The following is a 21823-nucleotide window of genomic DNA, read 5'->3' as shown; positions in this document are numbered from 1 at the left end:
CCGTCCGGATCGGTTGTGACGCCGTGGCGTCGGAGGGGCCGCCCGGACAAGCTCCGACCATGATCGACAGGTCCCGGCGGCGGGGATCGGCGAGGGCCCGGCCGCGAGAACGCGCCGGGCGCGGGCCGGGGGCATCGGTGCCCCCGAGGACTATCGCGCTGATCACGGGTCAAGGCTATCTCGCCCCACCCCCCGGTCGTCATTCACTGCATCTGTACAAATCCGGGGTCAAAACCTGGACAGTCTGGCCAGCCGCGTGGCCGGATCGTCCCGCTCGGGCTCTATCCGGCCAGCTCACGGGCCATGGCCACGGCCTCGGCCAGGCTGTCCACGACGGGCACTCCGGCGGACTCCAGGCTGGCCCGGCTGTGCGAGCCCCCCGTGTACAGGACGGCGTGCGCCCCTACGTGCTGCGCGGCCGTCGCATCGTCCACGGCGTCTCCCACGAGGACCGTACGGCCGACGGTCACACCGGCTGCTTCCAATGCCTCCATATGGCGTACGAGATGCCCCGCCTTGGAGGTGTGCGAGGGCCCGGTACGCCCGTCGACGCGCAGGAAGTGCCCGTGGATGCCGTGCGCCCGGACCAGGGGCACCAGCTTCTCGTGGGGCGCGAGGGACAGCAGGGACTGGGTGAGCCCGTCGGCCTGCCAGTCCCGGAGCAGCTGCAGCGCCCCGTCGGCGAGCGCCGCGCTCTCGGCAGCGGTCCAGTAGTGGCGGTGGAACGCCTCGTCCATGACGACCCATTCGGCGTCGGTGGGCAGCCTGCCCATCAGCCGCTCGTAGAACTTCGGCACGGGGACGACGTACAGGTCGCGGTAGCGCTCCAGCGTGATCGGGGGGAAGCCGAGTTCCGCGAAGGAGGCGTTGGTGGCGGCCATGACGGCGTCGATGTCGTGCAGCAGCGTCCCGTTCCAGTCCCACACGATGTGGGCCGTACCGGCTCTCATGCCAGCAGCCCGGGGATCTCCTGGATCCCGAACCAGAGCAGCTCGTGGTCCTCGGCGCCGTCCACGGTGAACCGCGCGTCGTCGTCCCCGGCGTCGGCGGCCTCCAGCGCGCCGGCGGCCGCGGCGACGTCGGCATCGGCGTCATCGGCGTCGACGTGCACGGCCGCGGCCGCGGCGAGGCGAACGGGGGCGGCGAGGGTGACCTGCCCGAGGGTGGCCTCGTCCAGCCCCGGCACGGCGGTGACGGCCTTGTCCTCGACGTCCAGTGCGACGACGACCCGCCTGCGCGGCGCGGTCGGGTCCGCGGCGAGCATCCGCAGCGAGGCGAGCGCGGCCCGGCCGAGGGCGGCGTACTCCAGCTCCTCGATGTCGTCCGACACGTACCACTCCCGCAGCGCGGGGGTCACGGCGTACGCACGGACAGGGGCGGGCCCCAACTGTCCCGCCTTGTGCGCCTCGGCGAGCCCGGGGAGGGTCAGGGGGACGTACAAGCGCATGGCCGGCTGCTTTCGGTAGTCGGAAACGCCCTCAGGATACGACTGGCGGAGCCCCGGGCGGAGAGGGGTGCCCGCGGGTACCGGCGAGGGCCGGCCCGGGGAACGCTACGGCCGCGGGCCGCGGACCTCGACGGCGGCGCAGCGCCAGCGGCGGTCGGGGCCCTGCTCCAGCCGGAAGGCCATCGCGGAGACCCGGTCCCCCGTCGCGATGCGGGCGAAGGCCTCGATCACCCCGGGCCCGGGGTGGAAACGGCCGCAGTGGCGCAGCACCGGGCGCAGGCGCTCGCGCGGCGGTCCGGCGGGCGCCAGGGTGACCAACTGCTCGTACGCCTCGCCCACGGTGAGACCGAGCAGCGAATGGACGGGGCGCTGACCGCTCAGCACGGCCAGCAGCCGCTCCGCGAACCAGTCGTGCGGGGCGAGCCGGCGCACCTGCCGGGGCACTCCCGCCGGACGCCGCTGGTCACGGCGGCCGGCGGGCCGCATCCGGCTCGCCCCTCCGGGCCTGCTACGGCTGCCCTCGCCGCCGGCCGTGCCGCGCGTGGTGGTGTCCATGGCCATTCCCCCGATCAGACCGAGCCCGGCGGTACCAGGCGGTAACTTGATGCGGGATTTCTACGACCGCCGAACACGCTCCGCAACCGCCCGCAGGGCCCGGCGACAACCCCGCCCGGGTTCACCTATCCGAGCGACGGCCCCCGCCCGCCAAGCCCCGAGCACCCACCGGAAAGGGCCCCGGGTGGACGCGGAAACCCCCCGCGCGGGCCGCCCGATGGGGTACGGCCCGTCACCCTTGCGGCGGCAGGGGGGCGGGGCGGGGGTGGGGGGCTGCGGGGCGGGCGGGGTTCCGGGGGCGGGGTTCCGGCGGGGCCGCCTCAGGGCAGGTCCGGGGGTTCCCGTCAGTCCCATCGTCCTTCCGTGTCGGGCCGGTCCCTCAAGGGCGCTCCTTCGTCGCGTCGCTACGCGATGGCCTTCGGCCACCCTTGACCGACCGACCCGCCCCGGAAAGCCGAAAGACTGCCGGGAAGCCCCCGAAAGAACGGTCACGGGGAAGAACGGGAGGGGCGGCTCCCTCAGTGACGAGACGAGGGGTCGGGACCGGCTACCGCACCTCACGCCCATCAGAGCAGCACAGGGAGCCGGTAGGCGCACCAGATCGCTACGCGCTCCCCATCGCTTAGCGTCCGGCCCGCGTCATGGGCTGATAGCTGCACGCGATGTCGATCAGAGCCCCTTTCGGGAGCGGTGGGCGCGTCTGATCGCTACGCGCTCCTCTCGACTTAGCGTCCGCCCGCCGTCCTGGGTCAATAACCGCGCCACATGACGATCAGAGCGCACTGCTGGGTGGTGGGCGCGTGAGATCGCCATGCGCTTCCGTCGCGGAGGCGTCTGCGGCCCCGCCTGTGGGCATACGGTCCACCAGGGAGGCGAAGTGCCCCTTTTACCCCTCTTTGGTGGCCATGGGCGAGACCTGAAGGGCCTCTGCCGGAATCTGCCGTTGAAGAAGACAACGCCACACTCCGACAGACGGTCGAAAGACCCGCGAAAGGCCCCCGGACAGCCGCATTTCTCCCTCAAAGCACCCCTGGCACCCCTCGGGCTCCCGTCTCGAGGCCTCTCAGCCCCAGACGGCCATCAGCCGCCGAGAAATGGGAAGCGCGTAGCGATCTGACGCGCCCACCGCCCCCCCAAGGGGGCTCTGATCGACATCCCGTGCAGGTATCAGCCCCGGACGGTCGCCGGACGCTAAGCCATGGGGAGCACGTAGCGATCTGGCGCGTGGGGGCGGACCGCCGGAGGGTCTCTGAGGGCCCGGATGCCCGGCGGACCGACGCCCGCCCCACCCCGCCTCATCGCTGATACGGGGCTCCCCTGCCCATGGACCGTCCCGTTTCTTTGGGGGGTTCTCGGCAGTCCTTGTCTTTCCGGGGCGGGACGGTCGGTCAAGGGTGGCCGAAGGCCATCGCGTAGCGACGCGACGAAGGAGCGCCCTTGAGGGACCGGCCCGACACGGAAGGACGATGGGACTGACGGGAAACCCCCAAACCAGCCCTGACACCGCCCCGCCAAAACCCCGCCCCCGAACCCCCGCCCCCACCCCCCACACGCACCCGGGGCCGGACACCCCCGGTGCCCGGCCCCGCCTGCTGCCTACCTACCTAGCTACCTAGCTACCGACCGACCTACCGACCGGCCTACCCCCCAAGGGGCTACTTCTTGCGCCGCCGGCCGCCCGAGGCCTTCTGGGCCTTGCGGCGCTCCGCGCGGGTCATGCCGTCGCCGCCCGCGGCGTCCGCGTCGAAGTCGCCCTCGATCACGCCGCCCTCGCCGTCGACCGTCGGGGCGGAGAAGTGCAGCCGGTCCGGGCGCTGCGGGGCCTCCAGGCCCTTGGCGCGGATCTCCGGGCGTGCCGCCGGGACCGGCTCCTTCACCATGGACGGCGCCGCGGCCTGCACCGGGAGCTCCTCGACCTGCTGCTCGACCTGGACCTCCAGGTTGAACAGGTAGCCGACGGACTCCTCCTTGATGCCTTCCATCATGGCGTTGAACATGTCGAAGCCCTCCCGCTGGTACTCGACCAGCGGGTCCTTCTGGGCCATCGCCCGCAGGCCGATGCCTTCCTGCAGGTAGTCCATCTCGTAGAGGTGCTCGCGCCACTTGCGGTCGAGCACCGACAGCACGACGCGCCGCTCCAGCTCGCGCATGACCTCGGAGCCGAGGGTCTTCTCGCGGGCCTCGTACTGCTCGTGGATGTCGTCCTTGACGGACTCGGCGATGAACTCGGCGGTGATGCCCGCACGGTCGCCGGCCGCCTCCTCCAGCTCCTCCACCGTGACCTTGATCGGGTAGAGCTGCTTGAAGGCGCCCCACAGCCGGTCCAGGTCCCACTCCTCGGCGAAGCCCTCGACCGTCTCGGCCGCGATGTACGCGTCGATGGTGTCGTCCATGAAGAAGCGCACCTGCTCGTGCAGGTCCTCGCCCTCCAGGACGCGGCGGCGCTCGCCGTAGATGACCTCGCGCTGGCTGTTGAGGACCTCGTCGTACTTGAGGACGTTCTTGCGGGTCTCGAAGTTCTGGGTCTCGACCTGCGACTGGGCGGACGCGATCGCGCGCGTCACCATCTTGTTCTCGATCGGGACGTCGTCCGGCACGTTGGCCATGGACATGACGCGCTCGACCATCTGCGCCTTGAAGAGGCGCATCAGGTCGTCGCCGAGCGACAGGTAGAAGCGGGACTCGCCCGGGTCGCCCTGGCGGCCGGAGCGGCCGCGGAGCTGGTTGTCGATGCGGCGCGACTCGTGGCGCTCGGTGCCCAGCACGTACAGCCCGCCGAGCTCCTTGACCTCCTCGAACTCGGCCTTCACGGCCGCCTCGGCCCTGGCGAGCGCCTCGGGCAGGGCGTGCGCCCACTCCTCGATGTGCTCCTCCGGGTCGAGGCCGCGCTGGCGCAGCTCCGCCTCGGCGAGGTCGTCCGGGTTGCCGCCGAGCTTGATGTCGGTACCGCGGCCGGCCATGTTCGTGGCGACCGTGACGGCGCCGCGGCGGCCGGCCTGGGCGACGATCTGGGCCTCGCGCTCGTGCTGCTTGGCGTTGAGCACCTCGTGCGGGATGCCGCGCTTGGAGAGCTGCTGCGAGAGGTACTCGGACTTCTCGACCGAGGTGGTGCCGACGAGGATCGGCTGCCCCTTCTCGTGCTTCTCCGCGATGTCGTCGACGACGGCGGCGAACTTGGCGACCTCGGTGCGGTAGATGAGGTCGGGCTGGTCCTTGCGCTGCATCGACCGGTTGGTGGGGATCGGGACGACGCCGAGCTTGTAGATCTGGTGGAACTCGGCGGCCTCGGTCATGGCCGTACCGGTCATGCCGGACAGCTTCGAGTAGAGGCGGAAGAAGTTCTGGAGGGTGATCGTGGCGAGGGTCTGGTTCTCGTCCTTGATGTCCACCCCTTCCTTCGCCTCGATCGCCTGGTGCATGCCCTCGTTGTAGCGGCGGCCGGCGAGGATGCGGCCGGTGTGCTCGTCGACGATCATGACCTCGCCGTCGATGACGACGTAGTCCTTGTCGGCCTTGAAGAGTTCCTTGGCCTTGATCGCGTTGTTGAGGTAGCCGACGAGCGGCGTGTTCACCGACTCGTAGAGGTTGTCGATGCCGAGCCAGTCCTCGACCTTGGCGACACCGGCCTCGTGGATGGCGACGGTGCGCTTCTTCTCGTCGACCTCGTAGTCGCCGGTCTCCTCGATGCCCTTGAGCGGGTTGCCCGCCTCGCCCTTGGTCAGGCGGGTGACCAGCTTGGCGAAGTCGGCGTACCACTTGGTGGCCTGGTCGGCGGGGCCGGAGATGATCAGCGGGGTGCGGGCCTCGTCGACGAGGATCGAGTCGACCTCGTCGACCACGGCGAAGTTGTGGCCGCGCTGCACCAGCTCGTCCTTCGACCACGCCATGTTGTCGCGCAGGTAGTCGAAGCCGAACTCGTTGTTCGTGCCGTACGTGATGTCGCAGTCGTACTGCTCGCGGCGCTGGGCCGGCGACATGTTGGCCAGGATGCAGCCGACGTTCAGACCGAGGAACTTGTGGACCCGGCCCATCATCTCGGAGTCGCGCTCGGCGAGGTAGTCGTTCACCGTGATCAGGTGGACGCCCTTGCCCGAGAGGGCGTTGAGGTAGGCGGGCAGGGTGCCGACGAGGGTCTTGCCCTCACCGGTCTTCATCTCGGCGACGTAGCCGAGGTGCAGCGCCGCGCCACCCATGATCTGCACGTCGTAGTGCCGCTGGCCCAGGACGCGCTTGGCGGCCTCGCGGACCGTCGCGAAGGCTTCCGGCAGCAGGTCGTCGAGGCTCTCGCCGTCCTGGTAGCGCTGCTTGTACTCGTCCGTGAGTGCGCGCAACTCGGCGTCGGAGAGGTTGACGAAGTCCTCTTCGATGGAGTTGACCTGGTCCGCGATGCGGTGCAGTTTGCGCAGGATCTTGCCTTCGCCTGCACGCATGAGCTTGTTGAAGACGGACACTGAGGCTGGTCTCCTTGCCGGTCGGGCCTGGGCACTTTACGTAGCCGGGCACGGCAGGTGGGCCCCACCGCAACGGCCATCGTAAGCGAGGACGTGGTCGCGTCGGGAGGTCCGCCGTGTCCGCAGGGCACGGGCGCCCGGAATGAGAACGTACGGGGGCCGCATTCGGTGCCGGTGCGAACGAAAACCCCTCGCCCGGGTTACTCCGCTGCGCCACACTCCGTTCATGGAGCCCGTCACGCTGACCACCGAACGCCTCCTGCTGAGGCCCTTCGCCCCCGACGACGCGGAGGAGGTGTACGCCGCCTGCCAGGACCCCGACATCCAGCGCTGGACGGTGGTGCCGTCCCCGTACGAGCGGGCGCATGCGCGGGCGTGGGTCGACGAGCTCTCCCCCGGCGGCTGGCGCGAGGACCGCGAGTACGGCTTCGCGGTGCGGCTCGGGGCGCGGGGCCCGCTGGTCGCCGCCGTCGGCGTGCACGTGCGCGGCCCCCAGGCGTACGAGGTCGGCTACTGGGTCGCCCGGGAGCACCGCGGCCGCGGCTACATGACCGAGGCGCTCGGCGGGGTCGCCCGCTGGCTGTTCACCGAGGTCGGCGCCGGCCGGCTGGAGTGGCGCGCCGCCGTGGGCAACGCGGCCTCGCGGGCCGTCGCGGAGAAGGCCGGTTTCCGCGTCGAGGGCACCCTGCGCGCCGCGCTCGACCTGCGCGGCACCCTGCGCGACTGCTGGGTCGGCGCCCTGCTGCCCGGCGACCTCGGCCTGCCCTCCCGCCTCCCCTACCTGCCGGCTGTCAGTACCGCCCCCTAGGCTCGCGGCATGACGATGCTCTCGCTGTCCGCTGACGAGGCGCGCCGGATCGCCCTGCGCGCGCAGGGGTTCCTCGGGGCGCCCGACCGCCGGGGCGGCGTCCGGGGGGTGCTGCGCCACCTGGGCGCCGTGCAGCTGGACACCATCTCGGTCCTGGCCCGCTCGCACGAGCTGATCCCGTACGCGCGCCTGGGCGCGGTGGGCCGGGAGGCGGTGGAGAAGGCGTACTGGAGCGACAGCCACGCCTTCGAGTACTGGTCGCACGCGGCGTGCGTCCTGCCGATCGAGGAATGGCCGCACTTCGCGTTCCGCCGCCGGGCGCGGCGGGCGCGCGGCCACCGCTGGCACGTGCTCCAGGACAAGGAGCGCTCGACGCGGGCGGTCCTGGACCGGCTGAAGACCGACGGCCCGCTGACCTCCACCGAGCTGGGCGGCGCGAAGAACGGCGGCGAGTGGTTCGAGTGGTCCGAGACCAAGATCGCCGTGGAGTGGCTGCTCGACACCGGTGAGGTGGTCTGCTGCGAGCGGCGCGGCTGGAAGCGTGTCTACGACCTGGCCGAGCGGGCCGTGCCGGACGCCCTCTTCCATGACGACCTGGACGACCGCGAATGCCTGCGCCGCCTGGTCGCGCTGGCCGGGCGGTCCCTGGGGGTGGGCACCCGCGCCGACATCGCGGACTACCACCGCCTCAAGGGGGAGCAGGTCGACGCGGTGATCGCGGACTCGGGGCTGGTGCCGGTGACGGTGGAGGGCTGGGGCCGGCCCGCCTGGGCGGATCCCGCGGCGCTGGCCACCGTCCCGCGCGGCCGCCACCGTACGACGCTGCTGTCCCCGTTCGACTCGCTGGTGTGGGACCGCCCCCGCACCGAGCGGATCTTCGGGTTCACCCACCGCCTGGAGGCGTACGTCCCCAAGCCGAAGCGGATACACGGGTACTTCGCGATGCCGCTGCTGGCCGGCGGCCGGCTCCAGGGGCGCGTCGACCCGGGCCGGGAGGGCCGCACGCTGGTGGCCCGGCAGCTCTCGCTGACCACGCCCGGGGCGGCGGGCGCGATGGCCGAGGCCCTGTGGGAGGCGGCCCGGTGGGTGGGGTGCGAGGAGGTACGGGTGGAGCGCGCCCAGGACGCCCGGGAGGCGGCGGCCGTCTCGGCGGAACTGAGCGCCCGGCGGCCCTGACGGCCGTCCCGAGCGGCTAGCGGATCTCGAGGATCTTCTCCCGCATCGCGTACACGACGGCCTCCATCCGGGAGTGCAGCTGGAGCTTCTCCAGGATGTTGCGCACGTGGTTCTTCACGGTGTTCTCGGAGATGAACAGCTGTTTGGCGATGTCCCGGTTGTTCATCCCCGTGGCCACCAGCTTGAGGACCTCCAGCTCCCGGTCGGTCAGCCGCGGTGCCGGGACCAGCCGCCGTTCGTCGGTGCGCTGGATCATCGACTTGAACTCGGTGAGCAGCTTCGACGCCATGGAGGGGCTGATCTGCGACTGCCCGTCGGCGACCGCCCGGATCGCCGTGGCGACCTCGTCCGTCGAGATCTCCTTGAGCAGGTAGCCGGTGGCGCCCGCCTTGATGGCGTCGTAGAGGTCCGCCTCCTCGTCGCTGATCGTCAGCATGATGATCTTCGCGGAGGGGGCGACCTCCTTGATCGAGGTGCAGGCCTCGATCCCGCCGCGGCGCGGCATCCGCACGTCCATCAGCACGATGTCCGGCAGCAGGTCGGCGGCCTTGTCCACGGCCTCCGCCCCGTCCCCGGCCTCGCCGACGACCTGGATGTCCTCCTCCTGGGCGAGGACGATCTCCAGTCCGCGCCGGAAGAGGGCGTGGTCGTCGACCACGAGCACCCGGATCGGCTCACCGGCCGGGTCCTGCGCGCCACGGCAGCCGGCGCCGTCGTCGTCACCGCGCGCCGGCCCGAAGCTGTCCGCCATCGTTCCTCCCCCTGCATGTGCTGAGCTGCTGGGCCAACCCGGCGGGGTCGGCCGCCGGTTGACTGCCCGACATGATTCCATGCCCGCGCTGCGGGTCGGGGTTCTGGCGAAATCCGTATGGCTCATACGAGTCATACGGGTGCCCCCGCGGAACGCCCTGCGTTCCGCGGGGGCAAGGATGGATTTCAGCCTCCGAGCGCGCCGCCCGCGCCCGCTCCGGAGGGTTCCGAACTCGACGCGCCGTCGGGGTCGACGTGGATCACGCCGTAGTCGTAGGCGTGACGCCGGTAGACGACGCTGGGCATCTTTGTCTCGGAGTCGACGAACAGATAGAAGTCGTGGCCGACCAGTTCCATTTCGTACAGGGCCTGGTCGAGCGACATCGGCCGGGCCGCGTGGGTCTTCTCCCGGACGATGAGCGGGCCTTCGCCCTGGACCTCGAGGGAGCCGATCCGCTTGACCGGGACCCCTTCCTCCATGTCCTCGTAGACCGGCTCGCCGTTGCTGTTGAGGGTGGCGACGCCCGGCACGCGGTCGGCGACCTCGGCCGCCGAGAGCCGTCCGGTGCCACGGCGGGTGAAGCGCTTGTCGTGCTGCTTGCGCAGCCGGGCCTCCAGCTTGTCCTGTGCCAGGTCGAGCGCCGCGTACGGGTCGGCGGCGGCGGCCTCGGCACGGATCACCGGTCCCCGCGAGTGCAGGGTGATCTCCACGCGGTCGGAACGGTCGGCCTGGCGCGGGTTGTGCTCCTTGGACACCTCGACGTCCAAGCTGATCACCTTGGCGTCGAGCTTCTGGATCCGCTCCGGATTCAGCTTCTCGGCCACGTGCTTGCGGAACCGCTCGGGCACCTCGGTCTTGCGGCCCTTGACGACGATGTCCACGCAGAACTCCGTTCCCGGAGACCTCCGCCACCAGCGGCGAAGCGTCTCCCTTTCGCACCAGGCTCCGGTGAACACCGGAGCCTCGGACTTGGCGACTTTCACCTCCTCACTCCCCCGTCGGCAAGATCTACATCCCACCGACTTCGGAGTAGAGAGAGCCCCCCTCGCAGGTACTGACACGAAGATTCCAATAAACAGACGGACTGGTGCTCCGATACCCGGGGCCGAAGGATCGCCAGTTCCTCACAACCGAACATATCTCTCAAAGGCGGTTCTCGGCACCCGCTACCGGAACGTACCTCCGATCAGGTGGGTGTTCCCTCTTACTACCTGCAACGATGCGCATTCCCCAGGGGTTCCAAATCTATTCACGCGTTTGTGCTCTGTCCGGGTCGCCGTCCGGGCCGCGGCCGCCCGCGCCCTCCGGGAAGGACCGCGCGGGCGCCGCCACCACGGCCGCCGCGTCCGCCCGCGGCCCCGCCGCGCGCAGCGCCCGGGCCGCCTCCGCGAGCGTCGCTCCGGTGGTGATCACGTCGTCCACGAGGACGATCCGAGCACCGGCCGTCAGCGCGGCCCCGCCCGGACGGACCTCCAGGGCGCCCGCCAGGTTCTCCTGCCGCTCCCGCGCCCCCAGACCCGCCTGGTCGGCGACGGCCCGCCGCAGCCGCAGTACGGGCGCCACCCGCGCCGGCACCCCCGCCCGGCGCAGCCGCGCGGACGCGGCCAGGGCGATCCGCCGCGCCGGGTCGTGCCCGCGCGCCCGCACCGCCCGCCGCGCCGACGGCACCGGCACCAGGACGAGCTCCGCCCCGCCGCCCCCCGTACGGGCCACCGCGGCCGCGAGGGCGGTCCCGAGGGGGCCCGCCAGGGGCAGCGCCCCGCGCTCCTTGTGGGCCAGTACGACCGCCCGTACGGCCCCCTCGTACCGGGCGGCCGCGTACACCGGGGGCAGGCCCGCCGGGCCCTCCCGGCGCGCCGCCGGACGCACCGGCCCCGCGTCCGGCCCGCTCAGGGCGTACCGGCACGCCCCGCACAGCACCGCGCACCCTGCCCCGCAGCCGGCGCACTCCGCCGGCAGGACCAGCCCGGCCAGCTCCCGCCACCACTCCCGCACCCGTCCACCCTGACGGGCCGCGCGCGGGCCCGCGACCCCTGTGGACGGCCGCCGCGGCGGCCGGGGGCCGGGGGCCGGGGGGCCGCCCCGGACGTCAGCCCGGGTACACCGGGGCCCGGGCGCCCGCCGCCACGGTGCGCCACTGGGCGCCCGACGGCAGCCACACGATGCCGTCCTCGCTGGAGGCGGCGACCACGGGCCTGCCCTCGTCCTCCGAGGCCGCGATCGCGCTCAGTCCCGTGGCCCCGGGCAGGCTCGCGGCGACCATCGACCCGTCGGCCAGCATGTAGCGGGCCTGGTCGACGCCGCCGCTCTCGCGGCCCACCACCAGCAACCGGCCGTGCGGCGCCCAGCTCATCGCCGTCACCTCCGCCATCTGGGGGGCGGCCGGGCGCAGCTCGCGCACCGAGACCCGCGAGGAGTCCCCCTTGCCCTCGGGCCGCTCGATCCGCCCGATGAACAGGTTCTTGCGGCTGCCCTCCTTCTCCACGAGCAGCGCGATGCGCACCCCGTCGGAGGAGGCCTTCAGCCCGCTGATCCGGCCGCCGTCGAGCCCGGCGACGTCCACCTTCTGCGGGGTGCCGGTACCGCCCGGCACCCGCCACAGGCCCTGGCTCTGCGGGTCCAGGTCCGCGATCCACAGGTCGCCCCGCGCGTCCCAGCTCGGCGCGGTGAGCTTCCCGGACCTGCTGGACAGCAGCGGCTGCTGCGGCATGGGGCCCGCCGTCGTCAGGGTCACCACGAACAGGTTGTGCCCGTCCCGGGAGACGACCGCGGCACGCTTCTCGTCGTACGTCACGGCCGCCGACCCCACCTTGAAACCGGCGGCGGTGGCCAGCGGGCCGGGGGCGGGCTCCGGCTTGTCCTGCTGCTGTTCCTCGCTGTCGGCGACGAGCAGGAGCCGCACGAGCCTGTCGTCCTTGTCGACGTAGTACTGGTGCTCGGGCGCCGGCGGGCGGTTGGCGATGCCGGCGGCCGCCGAGCCGGTGACCCAGCACGCCGACGCCTTGCCGTCGGGGCGCAGCAGTTCGACCCGGTCCAGCTTGGAGCTCGTCAGGTCCCGGACGGTGTAGAGGATCTGGGTGGCCATCTTCTGGCACTGCGGCTGCGCGACGTTCGCGGCGATGCTGTTGAGCGGGACGCGCAGCGTGTTCTGGCCGTCGTACGAGAGGGACTTGGTGCCCTCGCGCAGTTCGCTGCCGGTGGGGAAGGCGGTGGAGACGACCGGGCCGAGCCACTTGGAGGGCCCGGCCAGCAGGGACTGGACCGTCTGCGTGGTCGGGTCACGGCGGGAGTCGGGGTCGGTGCGCTGGCGCACGTACACCGGGTCGGTGACGAGCGAGTTCCCGGCGAAGTAGTACTTGTTGACGGGCTTGTAGATGCGCTGGAAGTCGGACTCGCTCAGGACGAGGCCGCTGGGCGGGGTCGCGATCCGCCACTGCTTGTTGACCTGGACCAGCTGGAGGTACTCCTCGTAGCTTCCGCCGCCGGTCTCCGGCTGGTACGCGCTGCGCTCGTCCACGGTCGCCAGCTTCTTGCCGTAGATCTTCCAGCGCGGTTCCTCGGGCTCCTTGTCCCCCGGGGCGGGGCGCCGGCTGAGACCCGCGGAGAGCACGGTGACGGCCGAGCCGGGACGCCAGTTCTCCGCCGCGTCCTGGGTGAGGTACTTGCGGGCGGTCGCCAGCTGCGGGTCGTCGCTGGTCATGGCCTCCAGGAAGCCGTCGACGATCTCGGCCGGGCTGGCCTTGTCGGCCGGCGGCACGCCGAAGACGCGGACCTGCGAGTCGACGCCCTGGGAGGCCTCCACCCTGCGGATCTCGCCCCGGTCGGGCATGGAGGCGCAGCCGCCGGTGAGCAGTCCGACGGCCCCCAGGGCCAGCGCGACCAGGGCGCCCCGGTGCTGCCGGGCCGTCCCGGCCCGCCCGCCCCGTACGCGGCCCCGTACGCCTGCCGACGCGCGCTCAGCGTCCTCCACCGGATCCATCCTCCTGTGCTGCGCTCTGATCTGCGGGTCTGGCCACGACCCGGGAGCCGTTGCCGGGCAGCGCCGTGGGGTCGGCGGGCACCGGCTGGGCGGTGGCGACCGCCGGCCTGGGCGGTATCGGGTCGCGGTCGGGGCGCTCGGCGCGCCCGTCGGGCTGCGTGCCGGGCCCGCCCGCGCGTCCGGGGCCGCCGGCGGCGGCCTTGGCGCGGTTGGCCCGGGAGTCCTCGGGCTCCAGCGGGATCGGGGATCCGCGCAGGGGCTCGTCGGCGGTCCGGGGCAGGGTCAGGCGGAACTGGGAGCCGCCGCCGGGCTCGCCCCAGGCCTGGAGCCAGCCGCCGTGCAGGCGGGCGTCCTCGACGGCGATGGACAGGCCGAGGCCGGTGCCGCCGGTCGTGCGCGCCCGCGCGGGGTCGGCCCGCCAGAAGCGGTTGAAGACGCGGGTGGCCTCGCCGGGCTTGAGCCCGACCCCGTAGTCGCGGACGGCGACGGCGACGGCCCCGCCGGCCGAGGCCAGCCGGACCACCACGTCGCGGCCCTCGCCGTGCTCGACGGCGTTGACCACGAGGTTGCGCAGCACCCGCTCCACGCGCCGGGGGTCGGCCTCGGCGATGACGGGCTGGGTGTCGCCGAGGACCCGGATCCGGGTGTTCTTGTGCTCCGCGAGCGGTTCGGCGCCGTCGATGACGCGGCGTACGACGTCCCGCAGGTCGATGGGCTCGGCCTGGAGGTCGGCGGCGCCCGCGTCGAAGCGGCTGATCTCCAGCAGGTCGGAGAGCAGTGACTCGAACCGGTCGAGCTGTCCGGCGAGCAGCTCGGCGGAGCGCGCGGTGACCGGGTCGAAGTCGACCCGGGCGTCGTGGATGACGTCGGCGGCCATGCGTACCGTCGTGAGCGGGGTGCGCAGCTCGTGCGAGACGTCCGAGACGAAGCGGCGCTGCAGCCGGGACAGGTCCTCCAGCTGCTGGATCTTGTTCTGGAGGTTCTGGGCCATCTTGTTGAAGGCCTCGCCCAGGCGGGCGATGTCGTCCTCGCCGGTGACCTTCATCCGTTCCTGGAGCCGTCCGGCCGAGAGCCGCTCGGCGATCCCGGCGGCCATCCGTACCGGGGTGACGACCTGGCGCACCACGAGCCAGGCGATGGCGCCGAGCAGCACGACGACGAACACGCCGGCCGTGGCGATGGTGACCTTGACCAGGTTGAGGGACTCCTCCTCCTGGGTCAGCGGGAAGAGGTAGTACAGGTCGTACGGGTCCCCGTTGATGTCGGTGAGCCGCTTGCCGATGACCAGCGCGGGCGCCGGGGGCTTCTCCCCGGCCCCGGCGGTGTAGCGGATCTGCCAGAACGTCTTGAAAGTGCCGGTGGCGTGGTTGACGGAGCGGCGCAGCGCCGGCGGGACGCTCGCGGTCGGGTCGACGTTCCCGGAGGCGCGGGCGCCCTTGACGCCCTGGGCGCCCGGTGCGGCCTGCTCACCGGTGCCGGCGCCGAGCGCGACCACCTCGAAGGCGGTCTGGCCGCCGCTGGCGAGCTGTTTGACGAGCGAGTTCATCCAGGTGCTGGCGTCCCTGCCGACCTTGTTGTCGGTGGCGTCGGGCCCGTCGACGGCGAAGGGGGTGTTGGCCTTCTCCTGTGCGACCGCGAACCCTCCGGCGGCCTGGCTCTGGGCGGCCTCCTCCTTGGCGTCGAGGAGTCCCTTGGAGACCTGGGCGATGACGACGAAGCCGAGCGCGAGGACCACGGCGAGCGACATCAGCAGGGTGGCGGCGACCACCCGGAGCTGGATGTTGCGCCGCCAGATCCGGACAGCCGGAAGCAGCGGCCGGCGTACGAGGCGTACGCACAGCCGCAGGAGCGGGCCGCCGGGTGCTCCGTCCTGGAGCAGCCGGGCGCCCCGCAGGGCTCCCCAGCGGGAGCCGCCCCGGGCCTTGCCGGGCTGCACGTCAGCTGGGTCCGGCCTTGTAGCCGACACCGCGCACCGTCACGACGATCTCGGGGCGCTCCGGGTCCTTCTCGACCTTCGAGCGCAGGCGCTGCACGTGCACGTTGACCAGGCGGGTGTCCGCCGCGTGCCGGTAACCCCAGACCTGCTCCAGCAGCACCTCGCGGGTGAAGACCTGCCAGGGCTTGCGGGCGAGGGCGACCAGCAGGTCGAACTCGAGCGGGGTCAGCGCGATGGAGGCGCCGTCGCGCTTGACCGAGTGCCCCGCCACGTCGATGACCAGGTCACCGATGGCGAGCTGCTCGGGCGCGGGCTCCTCCGACCGGCGCAGACGCGCCCGGATACGGGCCACCAGCTCCTTCGGCTTGAACGGCTTGACGATGTAGTCGTCGGCACCGGACTCCAGGCCGACCACCACGTCCACCGTGTCACTCTTGGCGGTGAGCATGACAATAGGCACGCCCGATTCGGCCCGGATCAGCCTGCACACCTCTATGCCGTCCCGTCCGGGCAGCATGAGGTCGAGCAGCACGAGGTCCGGCTTGGCCTCCCGGAAGGCAGCCAGTGCCTTGTCGCCGTCCGCTACGAACGACGGCTCAAAACCTTCTCCACGCAGCACAATGCCGAGCATCTCGGCCAGCGCGGTGTCGTCGTCGACGACAAGGACGCGTCCCTTCATGGTTGACATCATCCCATTAGCTAATCGTTACCCGGCGGTGAGCTGTCCCACAGCCAGAAGGGCTGGAAATCGCCCCCCGGACCTGCGTGGAGATCAGGGCGACCAGTCTGCCCCGGATCCGCGCGACAATTGAAGGGCGGCCGGCGCGGGATCCGGGGACGGCCGGTCCCCGCGCAGCGCCCCCATGGCACGATGGCAGCCGACCAGCGCGCCCGCCACGGCAGGTGCACGTGAAGGAGCGACGATGAACGACTCTCCGGGCTGGGCCGCGCCCGGATCCCCGTCCGACGGCCAGGGCTCCGACGCCGACCGGCCGGCCGCCCAGCCGTCCGGCACCGCTGAGCCGTCCGGGACCGGCGCCGGCGGGGGCACCGCGCCCGGCGAGGGCAGTGCCGCCGGCAGCAAGTGGTCCGCCACCCAGCCGCCGCCCGGCCAGTGGTCGAGCCCCGCGCCCGGCCCCGCCCCGCAGCCCGCCCCGGCCCCCCAGCAGCCGCAGAACCCCGGCTGGGCTTCGCGGACCGGCAACCCGTACCCGTACCCGGGCGGCTGGGACAGCACCCCGCCCGCCGCCAAGCCCGGCGTGATCCCGCTGCGCCCCCTGGGCCTCGGCGAGATCCTGGACGGCGCGGTCAGCACCCTGCGCGGCCACTGGCGCCCCGTGCTCTCCGTCAGCCTGGTCGTCGCCGCCCTCACCCAGATCGTCCTGCTCCTCGTCCAGCGCGCCTGGCTGGACGGCCTCCCCGTCGCCGACGAGGACCTCACCCGGTCCCAGGCCGCCGAGGTCATGGGCAACACCGCCCTGTTCTACGCCCTCCAGTACTTCCTGGAGATCCTCGGCCTGCTCCTGATCACCGCCCTGCTGGCACCCGTCGTGAGCCGCGCCGTCCTCGGCCAGGCCTCCACCCTCTCCGGCACCCTGAAGGCCGTACGCCCGCTCGCCCCCCGCATGCTCGCCCTGATCGGCCTGCTGCTCCTCGGCTCCGTCGCCGCCGTCCTGCTCCCGACGCTCCCCGGCATCCTCGCGGGCAGCGCCCTGCTGACCGCCCTCGGCGTCCCCTTCGGCTTCGTGCTGCTGGCCTGGTTCTACGTGACCTTCGCGCTGGCCCCGCCCGCGCTGATGCTGGAACGCGGCTCGGCGGTCGCCGCCCTCAAGCGGTCCACGAAGCTGGTCAAGGGCGCCTGGTGGCGGATCTTCGGCATCAGCCTGCTGATCTGGCTGATCCGCACCATCACCGCCATGGTGATCGTGACGCCCTTCGTGGGCGTCGCCCTCCTCGCCGCCCCCGAAGGCCTCACCAGCCTCTTCAACGGCTCCGCCGCACCCAGCTGGACCTTCCTGATCATCAGCGCGATCGGCGCGGTCGTCGGCGCCGCCGTCACCGTGCCCATGCAGACCGGCGTCACCACCCTCCTCTACATCGACCAGCGCATCCGCCGCGAGGCCCTCGACCTGGAGCTCGCCCGCGCCGCCGGTCTGGAGGGCTACGGCGCCGCCGGCCCCGCCGACCGGCCCGGAGGCTGACCCGCCGATGAGCACGGGGGGACTCATCACCACCGGCACCGCGGTCCTGCCGCCGGCCGCCGAGACACCACCGCTGACCACCCCGCGCGAAGCCGCCCGCGAGGCGGCCGAACGCGAGCTGGCCGAGCCCGCCTACCACCAGGAGGAGCCCGGGCTGGTCGAGCGCGCCCTGGACCGCTTCTGGGAGTGGCTCGGGGACCTCCTCGACGGCGCCTCCGGAGTCACCCCCGGCGGCCGGGCCGGCCTCCTCGCCCTCGCCGTGGTGCTCGTCCTCCTCGTCGCCGCCCTCTGGTGGCGGCTCGGCACCCCCCGCCGCACCGCCACCAGCCCCGGCACCCTCTTCGACGAAGGCCCGCGCGGCGCCCGCGACCACCGCGCCGCCGCCGACGCCCACGCCGCGGCCGGCCGCTGGAACGAAGCCGTCCAGGAACGCATGCGCGCCGTCGTCCGCTCCCTCGAGGAACGCACCCTCCTCGACCCCCGCCCCGGCCGCACCGCCGACGAAGCCGCCGCAGAAGCCGCGCTCTCCCTCCCCGAGCACGCCGCCGCCCTGCGCTCCGCCGCACGCGCCTTCGACGACGTCACCTACGGCGGCCGCACCGCCGGCCCCGACACCTACGCCCGCCTGCGCACCCTCGACCTCGCCCTGGAACGCGCCAAGCCGCTCCTGACGGGACCCAGCGCATGACCGGCCCCACGCGCCCCACCCCGGCCCCCGCCACCCCGTACGGGCCCGGCCGGGGCGACGGGCGGACCTCCACCGCCCTCAGCGGCGCCCAGCTCTGGGCCCGCGCCCGCGTACCGCTCCTCGCCCTCGGCATCCTCCTCACCGCCGCCGTCCTCCTCGCCGGACTCCAGGCCGGCGACCACCACGGCCGCCTCGACCCGCGCTCCGCCGACCGCGACGGCAGCCGCGCCATCGCCCAGCTCCTCGAGGAGCGCGGCGTCACCACCCGCGTGGTCACCAGCGCGGCCGACGCCGCCGCCGCGGCCGGCCCCGGCACCACCCTGCTCATCGCCGACCCCGACCTGCTCGGCGAACCCCAGCGACGCGCCGTCCGCTCCGCCATGGACCTCTCCGGCGGCCGCACCGTCCTCATCGCCCCCAGCGGCGCCGGCCTCCCCGACCTGGCCCCCGCCACCCGCGCCGAGTCCTCCGCCCACGCCGACGACCTCGACCCCGCCTGCGCCCTGCCCGCCGCCACCACCGCCGGCCGCGCCGGCACCGGCGGCGGCCTCAGCTACGGCACCGGCCTGCCCGGACCCACCGCCTGCTACCCCAGCAACGGCCACCCCACCCTCCTCGTGCTCCCCGGCACCACCCGGGGCGGCGACACCGTCCTCCTCGGCTCCGAGCGGATCCTGCTCAACCAGCACCTCGCCGACGAGGGCAACGCCTCCCTCGCCCTCCAGCTCCTCGGCTCCCGCCCCGACCTCGTCTGGTACCTGCCCACCCTCGCGGACATGCCCGCCGAGGGCCCCGCCGAGGAGAAGAGCCTCCTCGACCTCGTCCCCTCCGGCTGGCTCTGGGCACTGCTGCAGCTGTTCGTCGCCGCCGTCCTCGCCGCGCTCTGGCGCGCCCGCCGCCTCGGCCCCCTCGTCACCGAGAACCTGCCCGTCGCCATCCGCGCCTCCGAGACCACCGAGGGCCGCGCCCGCCTCTACCGCAAGGCCTCCGCCCGCGACCGCGCCGCCAGTGTGCTCCGCGCCGCCGCCCGCGAACGCCTCGCCGCGCTGGTCGGCGTACCGCCCGCCCAGGCCCACGACCCGGCGGCCCTGGTCCCTGCCGTGGGCGCCCGCCTGACCCGCACGGCCGGACCCGACCCGGCCACCACCCTCTTCGGCACCACCCCCGCAGACGACGCGGCACTCGTCGCGCTCGCCGACCACCTCGACGCCCTCGAAAGAGAGGTCCGCACCTCATGACGGCCACCACGGACAGCGCCCGCTCCTCCCTGGAAGCGCTCCGCACCGAGATCGCGAAGGCCGTGGTCGGCCAGGACTCCGCCGTCACCGGCCTCGTCGTCGCACTCCTGTGCCGCGGCCACGTCCTCCTCGAAGGCGTCCCCGGCGTCGCCAAGACCCTCCTCGTCCGCGCCCTCGCCGCCTCCCTGGCACTCGACACCAAGCGCGTCCAGTTCACCCCCGACCTGATGCCGAGCGACGTCACCGGCTCCCTCGTCTACGACGCCCGCACCGCCGGGTTCTCCTTCCAGGACGGCCCCGTCTTCACCAACCTCCTCCTCGCCGACGAGATCAACCGCACGCCTCCCAAGACGCAGTCCTCGCTCCTCGAGGCCATGGAAGAACGCCAGGTCACCGTCGACGGCACCCCGCGCCGGCTCCCCGAACCCTTCCTCGTCGCCGCCACCATGAACCCGGTCGAGTACGAGGGCACGTACCCCCTCCCGGAAGCCCAGCTGGACCGCTTCCTCCTCAAACTGACCGTCCCCCTGCCGTCCCGCGAGGACGAGATCGGCGTCCTGACCCGGCACGCCGCCGGCTTCGACCCGCGCGACCTGCACGCCGCGGGCATCCGCCCCGTCGCCGGCGCCCAGGAGCTCGAAGCCGCCCGCAGGGCCGTCGAGGAGACCACCGTCTCCCCCGAGATCACCGCCTACGTCGTCGACATCTGCCGCGCCACCCGCGAATCGCCCTCCCTGACCCTCGGCGTGTCCCCCCGCGGCGCGACCGCCCTCCTGGCCACCTCCCGCGCCTGGGCCTGGCTCACCGGCCGCGACTACGTCACCCCCGACGACGTGAAGGCCCTCGCCCTGCCCACCCTGCGCCACCGCGTGCAGCTGCGCCCGGAAGCCGAGATGGAGGGCGTCACCCCCGACGCGGTCATCTCCGCGATCCTCACCCACGTCCCCGTCCCCCGCTGATGGCCCTCACCGGACGCGCCGCCCTGCTCGCGGCACTCGGCAGCCTCCCCGTCGGCATCCTCGAACCGAGCTGGACGGGCCTCCTCGCCGTCAACGGCACCATCGGCCTGGCCTGCGCCGTCGACTGCGCCCTCGCCGCCCCCGTACGCCGCCTGCGGCTCACCCGAACGGGTGCCACCACGGTCCGCCTCGGCGACACCGCCGACGTCCACCTCACCGTCACCAACCCCGGCACCCGCCCGCTGCGCGCCCGGCTCCGCGATGCCTGGCCCCCCAGCAGCTGGCACCCCGGCACCGAAACCACCGCCTCCCGCCACGCGCTGACCGTCCCCGCGGGGGAACGCCGCCGCCTCACGACCCGCCTGCGCCCCACCCGGCGCGGCGACCGCAAGGCCGCGCTCGTCACCGTCCGCTCGTACGGCCCGCTCGGACTGTGGGCCCGCCAGGGCTCCCACGACGTCCCCTGGACCGTCCGCGTCCTGCCGCCGTTCACCAGCCGCAAGCACCTCCCGTCCCGCCTCGCGCGCCTGCGCGAACTCGACGGCCGCACGAGCCTGCTGACCCGCGGTGAGGGCACCGAGTTCGACAGCCTGCGCGACTACGTCCCCGGCGACGACACCCGCTCCATCGACTGGCGCGCCACCGCCCGCCGGCGAGAGGTCACCGTCCGCACCTGGCGCCCCGAGCGCGACCGCCACATCCTGATCTGCCTCGACACCGGCCGCACCTCGGCCGGACGCGTCGGCGACGCACCCCGCCTGGACTCCGCCATGGACGCCGCCCTGCTCCTGGCCGCGCTGGCGACCCGCGCCGGCGACCGCGTCGACCTGCTGGCCCACGACCGCCGGCCCCGCGCCCAGGTCCAGGGACGCTCCGCCGCCGACACCCTCCCGGCCTTCGTGAACGCCATGGCCGGCCTCGAACCGGAGCTCGTCGAGACGGACTCCCGCACCCTGGTCTCCACCATCCTCCGCAGCGCCCCGCGCCGTTCCCTGGTGGTCCTCCTGACGAGCCTCGACGCGGCCCCCGTCGAGGAGGGCCTGCTGCCGCTCCTCCCCCGGCTCACGCAGCGCCACACGGTCGTCCTGGCCTCGGTGGCGGACCCCCACATCGCCGCGATGGCCGCCTCCCGCGGCTCCCTGGACGCCGTCTACGAGGCCGCGGCCGCCACCCGGACCCAGTCCCAGCGCCGCCGCACGGCGGAGCAGCTCACCCGCCACGGCGTCCACGTCGTCGACGCCACCCCGGACACCCTCGCCCCCGCCCTGGCGGACACCTACCTCGCCCTGAAGGCCGCCGGCCGCCTGTAGCCTCCGGTGGTGTTCGGTGACACGGCTGGACAGGCTGGTCGGGCACCCCCCAGACAAGAAGACCGTGACGGTTCACAGCGAGCCCTCGGAGGGACCCGACGGCATCCGCTACCGCAAGAAGGTGCCGTATGCCTTCGCGACGTCGTCACCGCCGACCGCTGGACGCTCGACACGGGCCCTGAACGCAGAAAAGCCCCGCACCAGAAGGTGCGGGGCTTTCCCACAATGATTGTTCGGCGGCGTCCTACTCTCCCACAGGGTCCCCCCTGCAGTACCATCGGCGCTGAAAGGCTTAGCTTCCGGGTTCGGAATGTAACCGGGCGT

At 73.1% G+C, this 21823-nt stretch carries 17 protein-coding genes and 1 rRNA gene; 7 read left to right on the top strand and 11 right to left on the bottom strand.

Translation table 11 applies throughout. The annotated features are described in order from the left end of the window. Nucleotides 1-281: 281 nt before the first annotated feature. From ACZ514_RS19405 to secA, 4 genes are all read right to left on the bottom strand, one after another. Nucleotides 282-950: an HAD family hydrolase gene (locus tag ACZ514_RS19405; protein WP_468171636.1), complete on the bottom strand. Its 669-nt coding sequence runs from the start codon at nucleotides 948-950 to the stop codon at nucleotides 282-284. Continuing rightward, nucleotides 947-1447, bottom strand: coding sequence for a DUF6912 family protein (locus ACZ514_RS19400; protein ID WP_469125228.1), 501 nt, complete (start codon nucleotides 1445-1447; stop codon nucleotides 947-949). Before ACZ514_RS19400 ends, ACZ514_RS19405 begins: the two co-directional genes overlap by 4 nt. Nucleotides 1448-1552: 105 nt before the next feature. Next, nucleotides 1553-2002 carry an Rv3235 family protein gene (locus ACZ514_RS19395; RefSeq protein WP_468171630.1) on the bottom strand — a complete coding sequence of 150 codons (450 nt, stop codon included), beginning with the start codon at nucleotides 2000-2002 and terminating at the stop codon, nucleotides 1553-1555. Between the two features lie 1655 nt (nucleotides 2003-3657). After that, nucleotides 3658-6453 (bottom strand): preprotein translocase subunit SecA, encoded by a 2796-nt coding sequence (secA, locus tag ACZ514_RS19390; protein ID WP_468171627.1) that lies wholly within the window; start codon nucleotides 6451-6453, stop codon nucleotides 3658-3660. A 226-nt stretch (nucleotides 6454-6679) separates the two neighbouring features. On the opposite strand from secA, the gene ACZ514_RS19385 reads away from it, so the two are divergent. Together ACZ514_RS19385 and ACZ514_RS19380 are read left to right on the top strand one after the other, a co-directional pair. Beyond that, nucleotides 6680-7261 (top strand): GNAT family N-acetyltransferase, encoded by a 582-nt coding sequence (locus ACZ514_RS19385; RefSeq protein WP_468171624.1) that lies wholly within the window; start codon nucleotides 6680-6682, stop codon nucleotides 7259-7261. A gap of 15 nt (nucleotides 7262-7276) precedes the next feature. After that, nucleotides 7277-8437: a winged helix-turn-helix domain-containing protein gene (locus tag ACZ514_RS19380; protein ID WP_468172066.1), complete on the top strand. Its 1161-nt coding sequence runs from the start codon at nucleotides 7277-7279 to the stop codon at nucleotides 8435-8437. Between the two features lie 16 nt (nucleotides 8438-8453). Here ACZ514_RS19380 and ACZ514_RS19375 read toward each other — a convergent pair whose 3' ends face one another. The 6 genes from ACZ514_RS19375 to mtrA form a co-directional block, all read right to left on the bottom strand. Beyond that, nucleotides 8454-9188: a response regulator gene (locus ACZ514_RS19375; RefSeq protein WP_468171621.1), complete on the bottom strand. Its 735-nt coding sequence runs from the start codon at nucleotides 9186-9188 to the stop codon at nucleotides 8454-8456. Nucleotides 9189-9373: 185 nt separating this feature from the next. Continuing rightward, nucleotides 9374-10069, bottom strand: a complete 696-nt coding sequence (gene hpf, locus ACZ514_RS19370; protein WP_468171618.1) for a ribosome hibernation-promoting factor, HPF/YfiA family — start codon at nucleotides 10067-10069, stop codon at nucleotides 9374-9376. 364 nt (nucleotides 10070-10433) lie between these two features. Beyond that, complete coding sequence (locus tag ACZ514_RS19365) at nucleotides 10434-11183, bottom strand: ComF family protein (RefSeq protein WP_468702127.1); 750 nt, start codon at nucleotides 11181-11183, stop codon at nucleotides 10434-10436. 94 nt (nucleotides 11184-11277) lie between these two features. Then, nucleotides 11278-13158: an LpqB family beta-propeller domain-containing protein gene (locus ACZ514_RS19360; RefSeq protein WP_469125227.1), complete on the bottom strand. Its 1881-nt coding sequence runs from the start codon at nucleotides 13156-13158 to the stop codon at nucleotides 11278-11280. Continuing rightward, nucleotides 13145-15103, bottom strand: a complete 1959-nt coding sequence (gene mtrB, locus ACZ514_RS19355; protein ID WP_468171609.1) for an MtrAB system histidine kinase MtrB — start codon at nucleotides 15101-15103, stop codon at nucleotides 13145-13147. Before mtrB ends, ACZ514_RS19360 begins: the two co-directional genes overlap by 14 nt. A 1-nt stretch (nucleotide 15104) precedes the next feature. Further along, entirely contained in the window at nucleotides 15105-15794 is a 690-nt protein-coding gene (mtrA, locus tag ACZ514_RS19350; protein WP_189747360.1) for a two-component system response regulator MtrA, read from the bottom strand. A gap of 232 nt (nucleotides 15795-16026) precedes the next feature. Here mtrA and ACZ514_RS19345 point away from each other — a divergent pair, with 232 nt between their 5' ends. From ACZ514_RS19345 to ACZ514_RS19325, 5 genes are read left to right on the top strand one after another with little or no spacing between them, the layout of a single operon-like run. Then, a complete protein-coding gene (locus ACZ514_RS19345) occupies nucleotides 16027-17304 on the top strand; it encodes a hypothetical protein (RefSeq protein WP_469125226.1) in 1278 nt (425 codons plus the stop codon). Nucleotides 17305-17311: 7 nt separating this feature from the next. Then, nucleotides 17312-17992, top strand: a complete 681-nt coding sequence (locus tag ACZ514_RS19340) for a DUF4129 domain-containing protein (protein WP_469125225.1) — start codon at nucleotides 17312-17314, stop codon at nucleotides 17990-17992. Beyond that, nucleotides 17989-19230, top strand: a complete 1242-nt coding sequence (locus ACZ514_RS19335; protein ID WP_469125224.1) for a DUF4350 domain-containing protein — start codon at nucleotides 17989-17991, stop codon at nucleotides 19228-19230. Before ACZ514_RS19340 ends, ACZ514_RS19335 begins: the two co-directional genes overlap by 4 nt. Continuing rightward, a complete protein-coding gene (locus tag ACZ514_RS19330) occupies nucleotides 19227-20189 on the top strand; it encodes an AAA family ATPase (protein WP_468171597.1) in 963 nt (320 codons plus the stop codon). The genes ACZ514_RS19335 and ACZ514_RS19330 overlap by 4 nt, the downstream gene beginning before the upstream one ends. Continuing rightward, nucleotides 20189-21499: a DUF58 domain-containing protein gene (locus tag ACZ514_RS19325; RefSeq protein WP_468171594.1), complete on the top strand. Its 1311-nt coding sequence runs from the start codon at nucleotides 20189-20191 to the stop codon at nucleotides 21497-21499. The genes ACZ514_RS19330 and ACZ514_RS19325 overlap by 1 nt, the downstream gene beginning before the upstream one ends. 231 nt (nucleotides 21500-21730) lie before the next feature. Here the strand turns inward: ACZ514_RS19325 and rrf are convergent. Beyond that, nucleotides 21731-21823, bottom strand: a 5S ribosomal RNA gene (gene rrf / locus ACZ514_RS19320); the annotation flags it as partial.

The sequence above is a fragment of the Streptomyces sp. NPDC034086 genome (assembly GCF_055575515.1).
This window is presented reverse-complemented; position numbering and strand designations above follow the sequence as displayed.

Coding starts and splice junctions, on each gene's coding strand:
- ACZ514_RS19375 (WP_468171621.1), bottom strand. CDS start 9,188: ATGGCGGACAGCTTCGGGCCGGCGCGCGGTGACGACGACGGCGCCGGC.
- ACZ514_RS19395 (WP_468171630.1), bottom strand. CDS start 2,002: ATGGACACCACCACGCGCGGCACGGCCGGCGGCGAGGGCAGCCGTAGC.
- ACZ514_RS19335 (WP_469125224.1), top strand. CDS start 17,989: ATGACCGGCCCCACGCGCCCCACCCCGGCCCCCGCCACCCCGTACGGG.
- ACZ514_RS19385 (WP_468171624.1), top strand. CDS start 6,680: ATGGAGCCCGTCACGCTGACCACCGAACGCCTCCTGCTGAGGCCCTTC.
- ACZ514_RS19345 (WP_469125226.1), top strand. CDS start 16,027: ATGAACGACTCTCCGGGCTGGGCCGCGCCCGGATCCCCGTCCGACGGC.
- ACZ514_RS19400 (WP_469125228.1), bottom strand. CDS start 1,447: ATGCGCTTGTACGTCCCCCTGACCCTCCCCGGGCTCGCCGAGGCGCAC.
- ACZ514_RS19325 (WP_468171594.1), top strand. CDS start 20,189: ATGGCCCTCACCGGACGCGCCGCCCTGCTCGCGGCACTCGGCAGCCTC.
- ACZ514_RS19380 (WP_468172066.1), top strand. CDS start 7,277: ATGCTCTCGCTGTCCGCTGACGAGGCGCGCCGGATCGCCCTGCGCGCG.
- ACZ514_RS19405 (WP_468171636.1), bottom strand. CDS start 950: ATGAGAGCCGGTACGGCCCACATCGTGTGGGACTGGAACGGGACGCTG.
- mtrA (WP_189747360.1), bottom strand. CDS start 15,794: ATGATGTCAACCATGAAGGGACGCGTCCTTGTCGTCGACGACGACACC.
- ACZ514_RS19340 (WP_469125225.1), top strand. CDS start 17,312: ATGAGCACGGGGGGACTCATCACCACCGGCACCGCGGTCCTGCCGCCG.
- ACZ514_RS19330 (WP_468171597.1), top strand. CDS start 19,227: ATGACGGCCACCACGGACAGCGCCCGCTCCTCCCTGGAAGCGCTCCGC.